The sequence below is a fragment of the Rahnella sp. NRRL B-41462 genome (assembly GCF_003263525.1).
Classification (GTDB): domain Bacteria; phylum Pseudomonadota; class Gammaproteobacteria; order Enterobacterales; family Enterobacteriaceae; genus Rahnella; species Rahnella aceris.
On the sequence record NZ_JYDF01000075.1, the window covers coordinates 1 to 15,460 of the forward strand.

Below are 15,460 nucleotides of genomic sequence, written 5' to 3' on the forward strand. Positions count from 1 at the left end.
TGACCATAGATTTTTATGGCGATTACTTCCGCTGGCGCAGCCTTTTCACCAGTTCGAAGTCTTTAAAGTAAATCGGTTTGTCGTACTGCATCGAGAGATTTCCGGCAATTCCTGTCAGGATCGACATCGCGCCGGCGCGGTGATCGGCGGCGCGTTTTAACGGGTCGTCTTTGCGCTCGCCGAACAGGTCTTCCAGCATGGCATTATCACCGCCGCCATGACCGCCTTCTCCCATCTGGAACTCCGCCTTCCAGGGTTCGGCAAATAACGGATAAACAGTAATTTCTGCTTTCTCAATGCTGCCTTCGTTCTCGCGTTTTCCGCCTGCGTTGACGTACGACATCTCGACGATTTTCATTTCAATGCGGCCTTTGGTGCCGTTGAACACCACGTTCAAACCCTCCCACGGCAGATACGCATTGAGCGAATAGGTTAGCTGTACTTTGTTTTGATATTTCACCAGCACCGACAACGTATCTTCAATGCTGATGCCGTCACTGAAGACACTCTGGTCACGGAAATAGTTATCTTCATGTTCCGCATCCAGATACAGCGCTTTGAGCTGGGCGCTATCGCCCATATGCAGTGCAAACGGATCATTCTGTGCCTGCGGATAGCCATGTGTACGCGGATAAAACTCTGTCACGCCACGCTTTTCTGCATTCTCTTTACCGTAAAAACGCAGGTCGCCCTGCGCATAAACTTTCTCCGGCGTGCTGTTGAGCCAGAAGTTCATCAGGTCAAAATGGTGGGTCGATTTATGCACCAGCAGGCCGCCGGAATTGCGTTTTTCACGGTGCCAGCGACGAAAATAATCAGCCCCGTGTTCGGTATTCAGCAGCCATTCAAAGTGCACCGAAAGCACTTCACCGATGGCTTCCTGCATCAGCAGTTCACGCATTTTGCTGTGATGTGGCGCGTAGCGGTAATTGAACGCCACACGCACCTGGTAGCCAGTTGCATCGACGGCATCCAGAATACGCAGCGCGCGTTGTTCATCAATGGTCATCGGCTTTTCAGTAATGACGTCACAACCGGCATGCAGGGCGCGGACGATATAATCGTCATGTGTGCGATCCATGCTGGTGACAATCACGATATCCGGTTTGGTTTCGTCGAGCATCGTATTGAAATCAGCAGATTTCCAGGTAGATACCCGTGCGATGCCGCTCTGCTCAAGCTGGCGGTTCGCATAATCCATTCGCGTCTGATTTGTATCACAGAAGGCCACAAATTTTGCGTTGTGGCGGTATTTACCGGTGATCGCTTCAATGTATAAACCTGAGCGTCCGCCGGTGCCAACGAGAGCATATGTTTTCATGAGATCCCCAAAAGGCCCGAGAGCCGTCATCACTGACAAAATTTTGTTAAGGAATTCTTGAGGATAACGATTGAGGGAATTTTTTAAGTGAAGGGTGTCACGCAGTGGGGATAAAAATGAAACGCTGTGCCAGTTTCCAGACACAGCTGATTACTTATGTCAGAAGGCGTCAGGCAGCGCTGACCAGTTGTTCGAGCGCTTTACGGTTGGTCTGTTTGGTGTCGACTTTTACGTAGGCGCTGAATTCTTCCGGAACGACAACGGCTTCGGCCACGCCCGGTTGTGCGAGGATCCGTGCCTGCAGGGCGGAATCTTTCACCGCCAGTTCAGACAGCGTAATACGCAGGCTGCTGACATACGGGGGTTCGGTCATGGTAGAACTGACCAGCAACCAGACGACGGCAATGGCCGCACAAACCAGGAATACGGCACCGGCCCCGACGTGTCCGTAAACATAACCGCCTAAGCTGCCGCCAATCGCCACGCCGATGAACTGGCTGGTGGAATAAAGCCCCATCGCCGTGCCTTTGTAGCCCGCGGGTGATTCTTTACTGATAAGCGAAGGCAGAATCGCTTCCATCACGTTGAAGGCCAGGAAGAACAGTTGGATACCGGCGATGACCGCCCATAAATGTAGCCCCGCTGCCCATAGTACGATTTCAGCCAGCAGCAACACAACCACGCAACCCATGAACACCTGTTTCATGTGGCGCTTTTTCTCAGCGTAGACAATCACCGGAATGACAGCGACGAAAGACGTCAGCATGGTGATCAGATACACCCGCCAGTGTTCACTCGGCGGGAAGCCCGCATGTTCCATCACTTGCGGCAACACCACGAAGCTCGACATCAGTAACACGTGAAGACACAGAATGCCGAAGTTCAGTTTCAGCAGTTTGGCGTTGCCCATCACTTTGCCGAAGCTGCCTTTTACCATGCTCGATTCGCGATTAAGAATGTGCGTAGCAGGGGAGGGCACCACGGCCACGGTAATGATGATGCCGAGAACGGTCAGTACTGCGATCGCCCAGAACAGGGCGTGTAAACCCCAGGCGTGGGTGATGATCGGGCCGAGCACCATCGCAATCGCAAAGGTAATACCAAAACTGATGCCGATAAACGCCATCGCTTTGGTGCGGTTTTGCTCACGGGTCAGGTCAGACAGCAGGGCCATCACGGCGGCAGCAATCGCGCCAGAGCCTTGCAGGGCACGACCAATGATCACGCCCCAGATAGATTCGGTGGAAGCAGCCACAATGCTGCCGATGCAGAAGATGACCAGACCAAAGACGATCAGTGGCTTGCGGCCAACGCGGTCAGAAAGCAGTCCGAATGGGATCTGGAAAACAGCCTGTGCCAGGCCGTAAATGCCGATGGCGATGCCGATCAGTGTTTCGCTGGCGCCGGATAATTTCATGCCGTAGGTGGTCAGCACCGGCAGAACCATGAACATGCCGAGCATGCGCAAAGAAAATACTGTCCCTAGTCCCCATGTAGCCCGACTTTCCTGCGGGGTCATCTGGTTATCGTTCACATTACTACCTCAAAATAACAATCCGACATTTTAATGATTAAGCCGGCCTGGGTAAAACGATGGATCTTTAGCAGATATTACGATGTTTGCCTGTCAGACTGAGAAAAAGAAAAGGCCAGTATTGCTACTGGCCTTTAGCTGTGATTTCAGCGGGTTACACTGAAGGTGCGTGTTACCAAACGTAGGTCAGCAAGGATGTCGGTGCAGAATTAAAATCCACGGACATCATGAAGCTCAGCGACATGATGGTGATGATGGAGAAACCAAACAGTTTTCTCGCCCACACCACGTCATTTTCCGTTTTATACCCCTTCAGTGCCATGCCCAGCCACCAGATACTGACAGCGGCGGCGACAATCAGGTATTTATAACCTGCATAACCGCTCAGGGTCAGCATCAGCGTCGCAATCATAAACGCCAGAATGTAGACGATAATATGATGCTTGGCGACGGAGATGCCTTTCACTACTGGCAGAACCGGGATACCTGCTGCCTGATAATCTTTGAAGCGGAAGATGGCAATCGCGTACGAATGCGGCATCTGCCACAGGCTGAAAATCAGAAGCAGGATCAGGGCACCGGTATCAAACTGGCCAGAAACAGCACAGTAACCGATAACCGGTGGCGCTGCGCCAGACAAGCTGCCGATCAACGTGCCGTATACCGAGTTGCGTTTCATGTACAGGCTGTAAACGCCGACATAAACCACAAAGCCCATCACTGCCAGCCACATGGCCAGCGGATTTGCTCCGATATACAACAACGCAAAGCCCGCAATACCCAGAATGGTCGCGTAAACCAGGCTTGTTTTCGGCGGAATAAGCCCTTTCACCAGGACCCGGTTCTTCGTTCTTTCCATGATCCGGTCGATGTCGCGGTCGATAAAGTTGTTAAAGACACAACCCGATGCGACAACCAGCGAAACACCCACCAGTGTGGCGAGAAAGAGTGGGAAGTCGATGCTGCCTTTGGCAGCAAGGAGAAATCCCCCGATGACAGAAATTAAGTTGCCGAAAATAATTCCTGGTTTCGTTACTTGCAGGTATTGCTTAATCATCACGTGCAGCTCGGCTCTTTAACTGACCATCATATTGAGGTTGAGGTTATACATAATCCACAATGAGCCCACAACGACGATAAAGATAATCACAGCGGTGAACAGAAGTGCCACCAGGTTCCAGCGCTCTTCCGACGACGTATTCATGTGCAGGAAGAACACCAGATGGACAACGATCTGGATGATCGCGGAAGCAACCACAGTACCCAGAATCAGTGAATGTGACGCCGTGTCGGTCATGACCATGGCAAACGGGATCACCGTCAGGATAACCGACAAGATGAAGCCAATAGCGTATGACTTCAGGCTGCCGTGGCTTGCGCCACCATGGGAAGTAGCAGAATGACTCATTACATTGCTCCCATCAGATAAACAACGGTAAACACGCAGATCCACACCACGTCCAGGAAGTGCCAGAACAGGCTCAGACACATCAGACGGGTTTTGTTGACTTCAGTCAGACCGCGACGTGAAACCTGAACCATCATGGTCAGGATCCAAATCAGACCACAGGTCACGTGCAGACCGTGGGTGGCGACCAGCGCAAAGAAGCCAGACAGGAAACCACTGCGCTGCGGACCATAGCCTTCAGCAATCAGGTGATGGAATTCATAGAGTTCCATCCCGATGAAGCCTAAACCGAACAGGAAAGTCAGGAACAACCAGCCGTTAACCGCTGCTTTGTTACCTTTGTTCATGCCCAGCATCGCAAAGCCGTAAGTGATACTACTGAACAACAGGCAGAAGGTTTCTACCAGTACGAACGGCAGTTCAAAAATGTCTTTACCAGAGGGACCGCCAGCGGTCCCGTTTACCAGTACTGCATAAGTTGCGAACAGGCTCGCAAACAATATGCAGTCACTCATCAGGTAGATCCAGAAGCCGAAGACTTTGGTTGCACCTGCATCGTGGTGCCCATGCTCAGCATGGGCCTCATCGTGGTGAGTCAGAGTATCAGTTGCCATGTTTCACACCTGCTTTACGGATTTGTTCATAATGTTGGTTTTCAATACGTTCCACTTCTTCAACTGGCACGTAGTAATCAACATCTTCGTCGAAGCTTTTCGCAATCCAGGTCGCAGCCAGTGCAATGAAGCTCACCGCGGCCAGCCACCAGATATCCCAGATTAACGCGAAACCACAAACCAGACTCAGCATAGCGATGATGAAACCGGCGCCGCTGTTACGTGGCATATGAATCGGTTCATATTTAGCAGGCTGCTTGTAAGCGGTGCCTTTCTCTTTCATGTCCCAGAACTCATCACGGTCGTGAATTTGCGGCACGATAGCGAAGTTGTAGAACGGAGGAGGAGAAGAGGTTGACCACTCCAGAGTACGTGCGCCCCATGGGTCACCGGTCAGATCACGGTTCTGGTCGCGGTCGCGAACGGAAACGAAGATCATGATCAGCTGGCAGAGGATACCGCAGGCAATCAGTGCAGCACCGCACGCTGCAACAACCAGCAGCGGGTGGAACTCAGGATCGATGTTCTGGCTGACACGACGGGTCATGCCCATGAAGCCCAGGACGTACAGTGGCATGAACGCAACGAAGAAGCCGATGATCCAGAACCAGAATGAACGCACACCCCATTTTTCGTTCAGCGTGAAGCCGAAGGATTTAGGGAACCAGTAAGTCAGACCTGCGAAGCAACCGAAGACCACACCACCGATAATAACGTTATGGAAGTGGGCAATCAGGAACAGGCTGTTGTGCAGCACGAAGTCAGCACCCGGAACCGCCAGCAGAACACCGGTCATACCACCCACAGAGAAGGTGATGATGAAGCCAACAGTCCACAGCATCGCTGCGTTGAGCGTGATACGGCCCTGATACATGGTGAACAGCCAGTTGAAGATTTTTACCCCGGTCGGGATAGAAATGATCATCGTCATGATGCCGAAGAAGGCATTGACGTTGGCGCCAGAACCCATGGTGAAGAAGTGGTGCAACCAAACGATGAACGACAGCACCGTGATGGCGATGGTTGCCCATACCAGCGAGGTGTAACCGAACAGACGTTTTTTGGAGAAGGTTGCGGTAACTTCTGAGAACACACCGAATACTGGCAGAACCAAAATGTACACTTCCGGATGGCCCCAGGCCCAAATCAGGTTGATGTACATCATCATGTTGCCGCCCATATCATTCGTGAAGAAATGGGTGCCCAGATAACGGTCTAAAGTCAGCAGTGCAACAGTCACGGTCAGAATCGGGAAGGACACGATAATCAACACGTTGGTGCACAGTGCGGCCCAGGTAAATACCGGCATTTTCATCAGCGGCATACCGGGTGCGCGCATCTTCAGGATGGTCGCAAAGAAGTTAACACCGGTCAGCAAGGTCCCGACCCCGGATATCTGGAGACTCCAGATCCAGTAATCTACCCCGACCCCCGGACTGTATTCCTTACCTGACAGTGGCGGATAAGCTAACCAGCCGGTCTGTGCGAACTCACCCACACCCAAAGAGATGTTGATCAGCACAACAGCCGCGGCGGTAAACCAGAAGCTCACGTTGTTCAGGAACGGGAACGCAACGTCGCGCGCACCGATTTGCAAAGGAACAACCACGTTCATCAGACCGATTACGAAAGGCATCGCCATGAAGAAGATCATGATCACGCCGTGCGCGGTAAAGATTTGGTCGTAGTGATGAGGAGGAAGGAAGCCCGGCTCGCCCGCAGAGGCAAGCACCTGCTGGCTACGCATCATGATGGCATCGGCAAAGCCACGCAGAAGCATGACGAAGGCCAGAATGATATACATGATACCTAATTTTTTGTGGTCGACGGAGGTCAGCCACTCGGTCCACAGATATTTCCACTTACCGAAATAGGTGATGCCGGCAACTACTGCCAGGCCACCGATAATAATCGCGGCAACTGTGACCATGATAATCGGTTCATGATACGGAACCGAATCAAGCGTTAATTTTCCGAACATCGTTTATTCCTCGGCTCCGGCTGCGTGAGACTGTCCACCCATATCCATGCCTTTCATGTCAGCGCCTGCCGGCATTGGCATGGTGTGACCTTCTGGCGCTGCCTTCATGTCATGCATGGAGTATTTGCCAATGATTTCTTTAAACAAACCAGGTTTTGCAACAGAGAAGTATTCGACCGGGTTGTCGATGCTCTGTGCAGCCAGTTTGTTGAAGTCATCAGTGGTAGCCAGCTGGTTCGGTGCACTTTTCACTTTTGCTACCCAGGTGTCGAAATCGGCACGGGTTGGAGTCGCAATTGTGTTGAACTTCATACCTGAGAAGCCGCGGCCGCTGAAGCTTGCTGAAATGCCTTTATACGTACCCGCTTCATTTGCAATCAAATGCAGCTGAGTTTGCATACCGGCCATCGCATAAATCTGCCCGCCTAACTGAGGGATGAAGAACGAGTTCATGACAGAGTCTGAAGTGACTTTGAACTGAACAGGCACATCTTTAGGAATAACCAGTTCGTTAACGGTCGCGATGCCTTGTTCTGGATAAATGAACAACCATTTCCAGTCCAGAGAAACGACTTCAACCGTCATCGGTTTTTGGTCAGTCACGATTGGCTTGAACGGATCAAGCGAGTGGGTGGTTTTCCAGGTAATCGTTGCCAGGATGGCAATGATAATAATTGGAACTGTCCAGACGACGGCTTCAATTTTGTTGGAGTGGGACCAATCAGGACTGTATTTTGCTTTTGTATTGGAAGCGCGATACTTCCAGGCAAAGGCAAACGCCATGATAATAACTGGTATAACAACGATCAGCATTAAACCGATAGCGGTTAAAATCAGCGTTCTCTGCTCAAGTCCAATTGCTCCCTTGGGATCCATCAATGCCGTATTGCAACCGCTCAACATTACCGCGGAGGCAAATAAGGACAACATCCCAATACTTTTATTGTATTTCTTAAGTCTCATCTAACGACCTCAATAACTAGGGCTCTATTGTCGCTTCAGGTGTGCGGGCATTTTACGGGAAGGTTGCAGGACTGTAAACACGCTTAAACAAGTGTCAAAGCGCTGTTGACACTTTATGTTAACGCAGTCACACATGTCACGGATCGTGACAATTTACAGTGGGCAACAATATGTTGCGTATGGATTTTTTTCTATAGTGATGAAAAACAAGGGGTGACAGATTTTGACATTATAATTGTCGTGCGATATCTCATCGATACGTTTAATTAATGTTAAATTAATGTATAAAGCAGGTGAAATAAAATGCATGAAAAGCCCGAAAGAAAAACTATCCCGGAAAATATTATTTTTTCTGAATTTAATTTATTGCGTCCTATTTATAGATCATTTGTTAAATGAAACGCGCCATTCATTTCGAATGAATGGCGGTAAATCAGGAACGTGCAGTACGGCGCAGAGATAAAAAATCGAGCAGACTGCCTAAAATAACGCCAGTCAGGCAAATAACTGCTCCCGTTTCTAACAAGGTTGTCGCCAGCCTTTGCCAGGATGCCCAGCCCATACTGTCGACAATCAGCGTGATCAGCCAGAGTATCAATAACAAGCTTCCCGTCAGCATGCAACGTAATGCCCAGCGATACGGGGCGGCAAAGTGAATGCGCGGCAGGAAACTGTCTGTATTTTGGGTGTATTCGAGGGTCTGCCGGCAAACTGCCAGCAGCAGTAAACCGGGCAGCGCTGCTACAATCGAGAAAAGATAAAACCACGGCCAGCCATAAGCTTCAACGAACCATCCGGCAATCGGCCCGACATACACGCGGCCCACGGCAGACAATGCTGAAAGCAGCGCAAACTGGGTGGCAGAGAATGAGCGATTACACAGCGTCATCAGGAGTGCCACGAACGCTGCCGTCCCCATACCGCCACACAGGTTTTCAAAGAAAATCGCCGCGCCCATAGTGGTTAAATCTTTATCGGTGATGGCGAGGATCCAGTAACCGGCATTAGAAACAGCCTGCAAAATCCCGAATAACATCAGGGCGCGGAACAAGCTCAGACGCTGCATTAACATTCCGCCAAACAATGCACCGATGATGGTTGCCATCAGCCCGAGCGTTTTATTTACCAGCCCGACCTCCCCCGCATCAAAACCGACGCCACGGATCAAAAATGTTGTACTCAGGCTTCCTGCAAACGCATCGCCCATCTTGTACATCACGATGAGCAGCAAAATCAGCCAGGCATTGTTGCGGCCAAAAAAGTCTTTCAGCGGTGCGACGACGGCCATCTCCATGGTACGCGGAGCTGGTTGGGTGTTTTCAGGCTCCGGCGACAACAGGGTGGCGAGAACGCCGATGAGCATCATACCTGCCATCAGCCAGTACATATGCTGCCAGCCGAGATACCGATCAGCCAGCCATAATGCCAGCCCGCCGGAGACCAGCATTGCCAGGCGGTAACCCAGAACTGACACGGCGGCACCATTTCCGCGTTCTTCCGGTGGCAGTAAATCGGTTTTATACGCGTCAAAAACGATGTCCTGCGACGCCGAGGCGAATGCAATCAGTACGGCCAGCGCGGCGAGCCAGAATAAATCTTTTGAAGGGTCCATAAAACCCATCGCGAAAATCGCCACGACCAGCAACAACTGCGTCAGGATCAGCCATCCGCGTCTGCGCCCGAGAAAAGAAGGCGTGTAACGGTCCATCATCGGTGACCATAAGAACTTGAACACGTAGGCCTGACCTACCAGCGAAAAAATACCGATGGTTTTCAGGTCAACATTTTCGACCGTCATCCACGCCTGCAACGTGCCGGACGTCAGCGCCAGGGGTAAACCGGAAGCGAAGCCCAGAAGCAGTAAAATGACCGTATTGCGTTGCGTGAAAATTTTAAAGTACTGACTGATCATGAAAATTGTGTTCCTGCGAACCGTTGAGAGAGTGGCGCATACGCATAATAAAGGAAGGGATGCATTTCAGGAAAGATAATCACTGGCCTTAAAAAGCATTCTGCCCGGACGAGCCGGGCAGAATTCATCACGCAAACTTCAGCTGAACTTAACGGGCATTCGCTTTGATGAAGTCACTGATGCTGGTGTCTGACGCCATGTCACTGATGACATCGCCCAGTGTGGTGTTAACTGCGTTGGTAATTTTTGCGTTAGTCGCAGACAGTGCGCCCTGAACGTTATATGTCGAGCGGTAGTTTTTCACCTGCTTGCTGCCGTTCTTCGCCGTCGCGATGATGGAGATGTCGGCTTTAGTGGTGATGTTATAACGCAGGTTACCTTCCTGAACATCTGCATACAGGTTGTTCACTACAATTTGCAAATCAACCGCGCCGTCAGCCCCGACCATGTAACCTCTGGCGGTCATTTGTTTCTCCAGTGATTCCTGCAACAGGAAACGCAGATCGCGTGACGGTGTCAGGGAAATCAACTGCCCATCGCGGTTCACTTTTGCCAGTGCCTGATCCTGACGCTGGTCAGCACCGTTGATGCTGATAGTGATGCCCTGAAGCGTTGGATCTTGTGAAGGCAGAACAATTTTCGGTGAAACGTCCAGGGTGTTAGTGCTGGTGGCGCAACCGGCCAGCATGAACAGTGCCAGAACAGGGAAAATAATTTTCTTTAGCATGTGTATTTTCTCAATATTAATAAGGGAATAGTGCTCAAAAATTTGCCGACATCATAACATTGCCATTTGCCGGGGGAAGTCCCAACAATCCGGAAAAGCGTGTTTTTCGCGTTTTTTTTTCAGCAAAGTCGCAGTAAAGCTGCGGGCTGCTGACGCCATCCGTAGCGAAGCGGCAGTTTCTTTGACAGACTGAGCGCCATTTTTATCAATCTGCAGCAGAAATTTATTGTTCTGGCGTGCGTAGAATCTGGAAAGCCGCCTATCATTATAAAGAGATAGGTGTACCAGACAGGCGCAGTTCTCTGCTGATGCGGTGTAAGGAGATTGCTATGATTCGTGAGCAAATAGAAGCAAAATTAGTTGAAGCATTTGAACCTGCGTTTCTGGAAGTGACTGACGAAAGCTATCGTCATAATGTCCCGGCAGGCTCCGAGAGCCATTTTAAAGTGGTCATGGTGTCGGATAAGTTTATCGGGGAGCGTTTCCTGGCGCGTCATCGTGCCATCTATGGGAGATTAACGGAGGAGCTGGCAGGCAGCGTGCATGCGCTGGCTTTGCACACGTATACCCTGAAAGAATGGGAAGGCTTACAGGATACGGTGCCAGCTTCACCGCCGTGTCGCGGCGCGGGCACCATGGCCTGACAGTCGCGATCTGATTCACAAAAGGCATAAATATCGGCATTTGACGCGGTAACACTGGAACTTTCCTTGCCAGATGCGGTATTAGTAGATGCGAATTTCAAGAAACGGCCTGCGGGCCGTTTTTGTTTTTCTTCTGACGGACTGACGGCACGAGGTTTATGCCTCTGAATGACCGCATTTTTCGAAGGATCGAGTCCCGTGTGAGTTTCCCTCCCGCGCAACAGAGACCGTCCTCGACTCAATGCGTATGCGCCGCTATAATGTCGCGTCTAATTTTTCCGGAATGGTTTCGGACGCTCTCGAATACAGGGCTACGTTCTGATACAGAACTGTCCCGGTTCTTAGAAGTCGTTTTCAAGGTAAGTTTGCGCTCATCTTGAGAACGACTTCTGGAGTTGACCGAGCACTGTGATTTTTTTTTGAGGTAACAAGATGCAAGTTTCTGTTGAAACCACTCAAGGCCTTGGGCGCCGCGTAACGATTACTGTTCCTGCTGAAAGCATTGAAAAAGCAGTGAGCAGTGAACTGATCAACGTCTCTAAAAAAGTACGTATTGACGGCTTCCGTAAAGGCAAAGTACCAAGCCACATCATTGAACAGCGTTACGGCGCGTCAGTACGTCAGGACGTACTGGGTGATCTGATGCAACGCAATTTCGTTGATGCGATCATCAAAGAAAAAATCAATCCAGCTGGCGCACCTAACTACATCCCGGGTGAGTACAAGCAGGGTGAAGACTTTAACTTCTCCGTAGAATTTGAAGTGTACCCGGAAGTTGAGCTGAAAGATCTGGAAAACATCGAGGTTGAAAAACCGGTTGTTGAAGTTAACGACGCTGATGTTGATACCATGCTGGAAACTCTGCGTAAGCAACAAGCGGACTGGAAAGAAACTGATGCTGCGGCCACTGCTGAAGACCGCGTGACTGTAGATTTCTCCGGTTCCATCGACGGTGAAGAATTCGAAGGCGGCAAAGCTTCTGATTTCGTACTGGCTATGGGCCAGGGCCGCATGATCCCAGGCTTCGAAGACGGTCTGGTGGGTCACAAAGCCGGTGAAGAATTCACCATCGACGTGAACTTCCCGGAAGATTACCATGCTGAAAACCTGAAAGGTAAAGCGGCTAAGTTCGCGATTACTTTGAAGAAAGTAGAAGAGCGTGAGTTGCCAGAACTGACCCCTGAATTCATCAAACGTTTCGGCGTGGCTGATGGTTCTGTTGAAGGTCTGCGTGCTGAAGTGCGTAAAAACATGGAACGCGAGCTGAAAGGTGCTGTTCGTAACCGCATCAAAACTCAGGCAATCGACGGTCTGGTCAGCGCTAACGAAATCGACGTGCCATCTGCACTGATCGACGGCGAAGTGGATGTTCTGCGTCGTCAGGCTGCACAACGTTTTGGCGGCAACGAAAAACAAGCGCTGGAACTGCCACGCGAATTGTTTGAAGAGCAAGCTAAACGTCGCGTCGTTGTTGGTTTGTTGCTGGGCGAGGTCATCAGCCAGCACGAACTGAAAGCTGATGAAGATCGCGTTAAAGCACTGATCGAAGAAATGGCTTCTGCGTACGAAGATCCACAGGAAGTTGTTGAGTTCTACAGCAAAAACAAAGAGCTGATGAACAACATGCGTAACGTCGCACTGGAAGAACAAGCGGTCGAAACTCTGTTGTCTAAAGCGAAAGTGACTGAAAAAGCCACTACCTTTACTGAACTGATGAACCAGACTCAACCTGCATAATTGTAATGCACGTTGCTGAACCTGTTTACAGGTTTGCTTCCAAAGCCCGCGGTTTTTACTGCGGGCTTTTTATTTCCTGAAAATCAGGTATTTTTGTTTTGGCTGTTGTTTTTGCACTATATTTATCAATATAAAGCACAGCCCACGTAGAAACTGTTGACTGACACCCTCAGGATGGCTTTTTACTGGCTCAGGGGGCACGCCAAAAAAGAAATATCACTGCAGGCTTGAAAAAGGGGGCAATTCCCCCAATTGATAAGAGCTAACCCAGGTAAATTTGTAGTTAAAATCTGACTGATAAACACCGTCAGGCGTGTAAATGGCGACTTGGCCGCTTGAGCATAGTCATGTGTGCCTATCTCAAGTAGAATCGATTTTAAATAGCGCCAAACAGAATCTATTAGGAGACGGTTATGTCATACAGTGGTGAAAGAGAGCAATTTGCACCAAACATGGCGTTGGTACCCATGGTGGTTGAGCAAACTTCACGGGGCGAGCGTTCATACGATATTTTCTCCCGTCTGCTTAAGGAACGTATCATCTTCCTGACCGGTCAGGTTGAAGACCATATGGCTAACCTGATTGTTGCCCAGATGCTGTTCCTGGAAGCAGAAAGTCCGGAAAAAGACATTTATTTGTATATCAACTCACCGGGCGGCGTGATCACTGCCGGTATGTCGATTTATGACACCATGCAGTTCATCAAACCGGATGTCAGCACGATTTGTATGGGACAAGCCTGTTCAATGGGCGCATTCCTGTTAACAGCCGGTGCCGAAGGCAAACGCTTCTGCCTGCCAAATTCCCGTGTGATGATCCACCAGCCACTGGGCGGTTTCCAGGGCCAGGCGACGGATATTGAGATCCACGCTAAAGAAATTCTGAAAGTGAAATCTCGTATGAATGAGCTGATGGCGAAACATACGGGCAAATCTCTTGAAGAAATAGAGCGTGACACTGAGCGTGACCGTTTCCTGTCCGCTGATGAGGCTGTACAGTACGGGTTAGTAGACTCCGTATTTACCCATCGCGCCTGACGGCTTATTTCTGCCGGGCTGATGGTCTATAGTTATACTCATACGGACGTCTCAAAGGCAGGACTTGAGTTACTGAAGTCCTGCAAGCAATGAGTCATAACAGGAATGAACAGACATCAGCCAATCATGCGGCTGTTGTGTAATATAGTCGTGTCGTGGTGTTATTGTTACGCTGCGGGACTGATACCAGAGAAGAGGTTTACTGATGACAGATAAGCGCAAAGACGGTTCAGGAAAGCTGCTGTACTGCTCTTTTTGCGGCAAAAGCCAGCATGAAGTTCGTAAGCTGATTGCCGGGCCGTCAGTGTATATCTGCGATGAATGTGTCGATTTATGTAATGACATTATTCGCGAAGAGATCAAAGAAGTCGCGCCACACCGTGAACGCAGTGCATTACCGACGCCGCATGAAATCCGTCAGCACCTTGACGATTATGTTATCGGCCAGGAACCTGCAAAAAAAGTGCTGGCAGTGGCGGTCTACAACCACTATAAGCGCCTGCGTAATGGCGATACCAGCAACGGTATAGAATTAGGCAAGAGTAACATCCTGCTGATCGGGCCGACCGGTAGCGGCAAAACGCTGCTGGCTGAAACCCTGGCGCGTTTCCTGGATGTGCCATTTACCATGGCCGATGCCACCACGCTGACCGAGGCCGGTTATGTGGGTGAGGACGTCGAAAATATCATTCAGAAACTGCTGCAGAAATGTGACTACGACGTACAGAAAGCGCAACGTGGCATTGTTTACATTGATGAAATTGACAAGATTTCCCGCAAGTCTGACAACCCATCGATCACGCGTGATGTGTCCGGTGAAGGTGTACAGCAGGCACTGCTGAAACTTATTGAAGGCACCGTGGCTGCTGTTCCACCGCAAGGCGGACGTAAGCATCCGCAGCAGGAATTCTTGCAGGTTGATACTTCGAAAATCCTGTTTATCTGTGGCGGTGCTTTTGCCGGCCTGGATAAAGTGATTGGACAGCGTATCAATACGAATACCGGTATCGGTTTCGGCGCTGAAGTGAAAGGCAAAGAGCAGAAAGCGACTGAAGGTCAGTTACTGGCTCAGGCTGAACCCGAAGATTTGATTAAATTTGGTCTGATCCCTGAGTTCATAGGTCGTCTGCCAGTGGTGGCGACTCTGAGTGAGCTCAATGAAGAAGCCCTGATTCAAATCCTGAAAGAGCCGAAAAATGCCCTGACTAAGCAATATCAGGCATTGTTTAATCTCGAAGGCGTTGAACTGGAATTCCGGGATGAAGCGCTGACGGCCATTGCCAAAAAAGCCATGATCCGTAAAACCGGTGCGCGTGGCCTGCGTTCCATTGTGGAAGCGGCATTGCTGGATACCATGTATGATCTGCCGTCTCTCGAAGATGTCGAGAAAGTGGTTATTGATGAATCCGTGATTGCGGGTCAGTCAGAGCCTCTGATGATTTATGGCAAGCCGGAAGCACAACAAGCATCTGGCGAATAATTAGCCAATCTATCCAGAGAGTTAGCCACGAAATGGGGGATTTTGTCCCCCATTTTTTTTTCGCACATTCTTATCGTTGAATGTCGGACATTCATCCCCATA

Annotated in this window: 13 protein-coding genes; 4 read left to right on the top strand and 9 right to left on the bottom strand. The window is 50.2% G+C overall.

Annotated features, from left to right (window positions below; translation table 11 throughout):
* Nucleotides 1-22 precede the first annotated feature (22 nt).
* From UC14_RS17650 to UC14_RS17690, 9 genes are all read right to left on the bottom strand, one after another.
* Entirely contained in the window at nt 23-1,321 is a 1,299-nt protein-coding gene (locus tag UC14_RS17650; RefSeq protein WP_112198134.1) for a Gfo/Idh/MocA family protein, read from the bottom strand.
* A 169-nt stretch (nt 1,322-1,490) separates the two neighbouring features.
* Nucleotides 1,491-2,855 (bottom strand): MFS transporter, encoded by a 1,365-nt coding sequence (locus tag UC14_RS17655; protein WP_013576650.1) that lies wholly within the window; start codon nt 2,853-2,855, stop codon nt 1,491-1,493.
* A gap of 172 nt (nt 2,856-3,027) precedes the next feature.
* Complete coding sequence (cyoE, locus tag UC14_RS17660) at nt 3,028-3,912, bottom strand: heme o synthase (protein ID WP_013576649.1); 885 nt, start codon at nt 3,910-3,912, stop codon at nt 3,028-3,030.
* An 18-nt stretch (nt 3,913-3,930) separates the two neighbouring features.
* The gene (locus tag UC14_RS17665) at nt 3,931-4,263 is read right to left on the bottom strand and encodes a cytochrome o ubiquinol oxidase subunit IV (protein ID WP_013576648.1); all 333 of its coding nucleotides are present in this window, start codon (nt 4,261-4,263) and stop codon (nt 3,931-3,933) included.
* Nucleotides 4,263-4,877 (bottom strand): cytochrome o ubiquinol oxidase subunit III, encoded by a 615-nt coding sequence (locus tag UC14_RS17670; RefSeq protein WP_013576647.1) that lies wholly within the window; start codon nt 4,875-4,877, stop codon nt 4,263-4,265. Before UC14_RS17670 ends, UC14_RS17665 begins: the two co-directional genes overlap by 1 nt.
* Entirely contained in the window at nt 4,867-6,858 is a 1,992-nt protein-coding gene (gene cyoB, locus UC14_RS17675) for a cytochrome o ubiquinol oxidase subunit I (RefSeq protein WP_013576646.1), read from the bottom strand. Before cyoB ends, UC14_RS17670 begins: the two co-directional genes overlap by 11 nt.
* A gap of 3 nt (nt 6,859-6,861) precedes the next feature.
* Nucleotides 6,862-7,821, bottom strand: a complete 960-nt coding sequence (cyoA, locus tag UC14_RS17680; protein WP_013576645.1) for a cytochrome o ubiquinol oxidase subunit II — start codon at nt 7,819-7,821, stop codon at nt 6,862-6,864.
* A 433-nt stretch (nt 7,822-8,254) separates the two neighbouring features.
* Nucleotides 8,255-9,733: a muropeptide MFS transporter AmpG gene (ampG, locus tag UC14_RS17685; RefSeq protein ID WP_013576644.1), complete on the bottom strand. Its 1,479-nt coding sequence runs from the start codon at nt 9,731-9,733 to the stop codon at nt 8,255-8,257.
* A 148-nt stretch (nt 9,734-9,881) separates the two neighbouring features.
* Nucleotides 9,882-10,460, bottom strand: a complete 579-nt coding sequence (locus UC14_RS17690; protein WP_013576643.1) for a lipoprotein — start codon at nt 10,458-10,460, stop codon at nt 9,882-9,884.
* Nucleotides 10,461-10,789: 329 nt separating this feature from the next.
* Here UC14_RS17690 and bolA point away from each other — a divergent pair, with 329 nt between their 5' ends.
* From bolA to clpX, 4 genes are all read left to right on the top strand, one after another.
* Nucleotides 10,790-11,104: a transcriptional regulator BolA gene (gene bolA / locus UC14_RS17695; RefSeq protein ID WP_013576642.1), complete on the top strand. Its 315-nt coding sequence runs from the start codon at nt 10,790-10,792 to the stop codon at nt 11,102-11,104.
* Between the two features lie 432 nt (nt 11,105-11,536).
* Nucleotides 11,537-12,841 (top strand): trigger factor, encoded by a 1,305-nt coding sequence (gene tig, locus UC14_RS17705; protein WP_013576641.1) that lies wholly within the window; start codon nt 11,537-11,539, stop codon nt 12,839-12,841.
* Between the two features lie 413 nt (nt 12,842-13,254).
* Entirely contained in the window at nt 13,255-13,878 is a 624-nt protein-coding gene (clpP, locus tag UC14_RS17710) for an ATP-dependent Clp endopeptidase proteolytic subunit ClpP (RefSeq protein WP_013576640.1), read from the top strand.
* Nucleotides 13,879-14,083: 205 nt separating this feature from the next.
* Nucleotides 14,084-15,358 (top strand): ATP-dependent protease ATP-binding subunit ClpX, encoded by a 1,275-nt coding sequence (gene clpX, locus UC14_RS17715; RefSeq protein WP_013576639.1) that lies wholly within the window; start codon nt 14,084-14,086, stop codon nt 15,356-15,358.
* Nucleotides 15,359-15,460 lie beyond the last annotated feature (102 nt).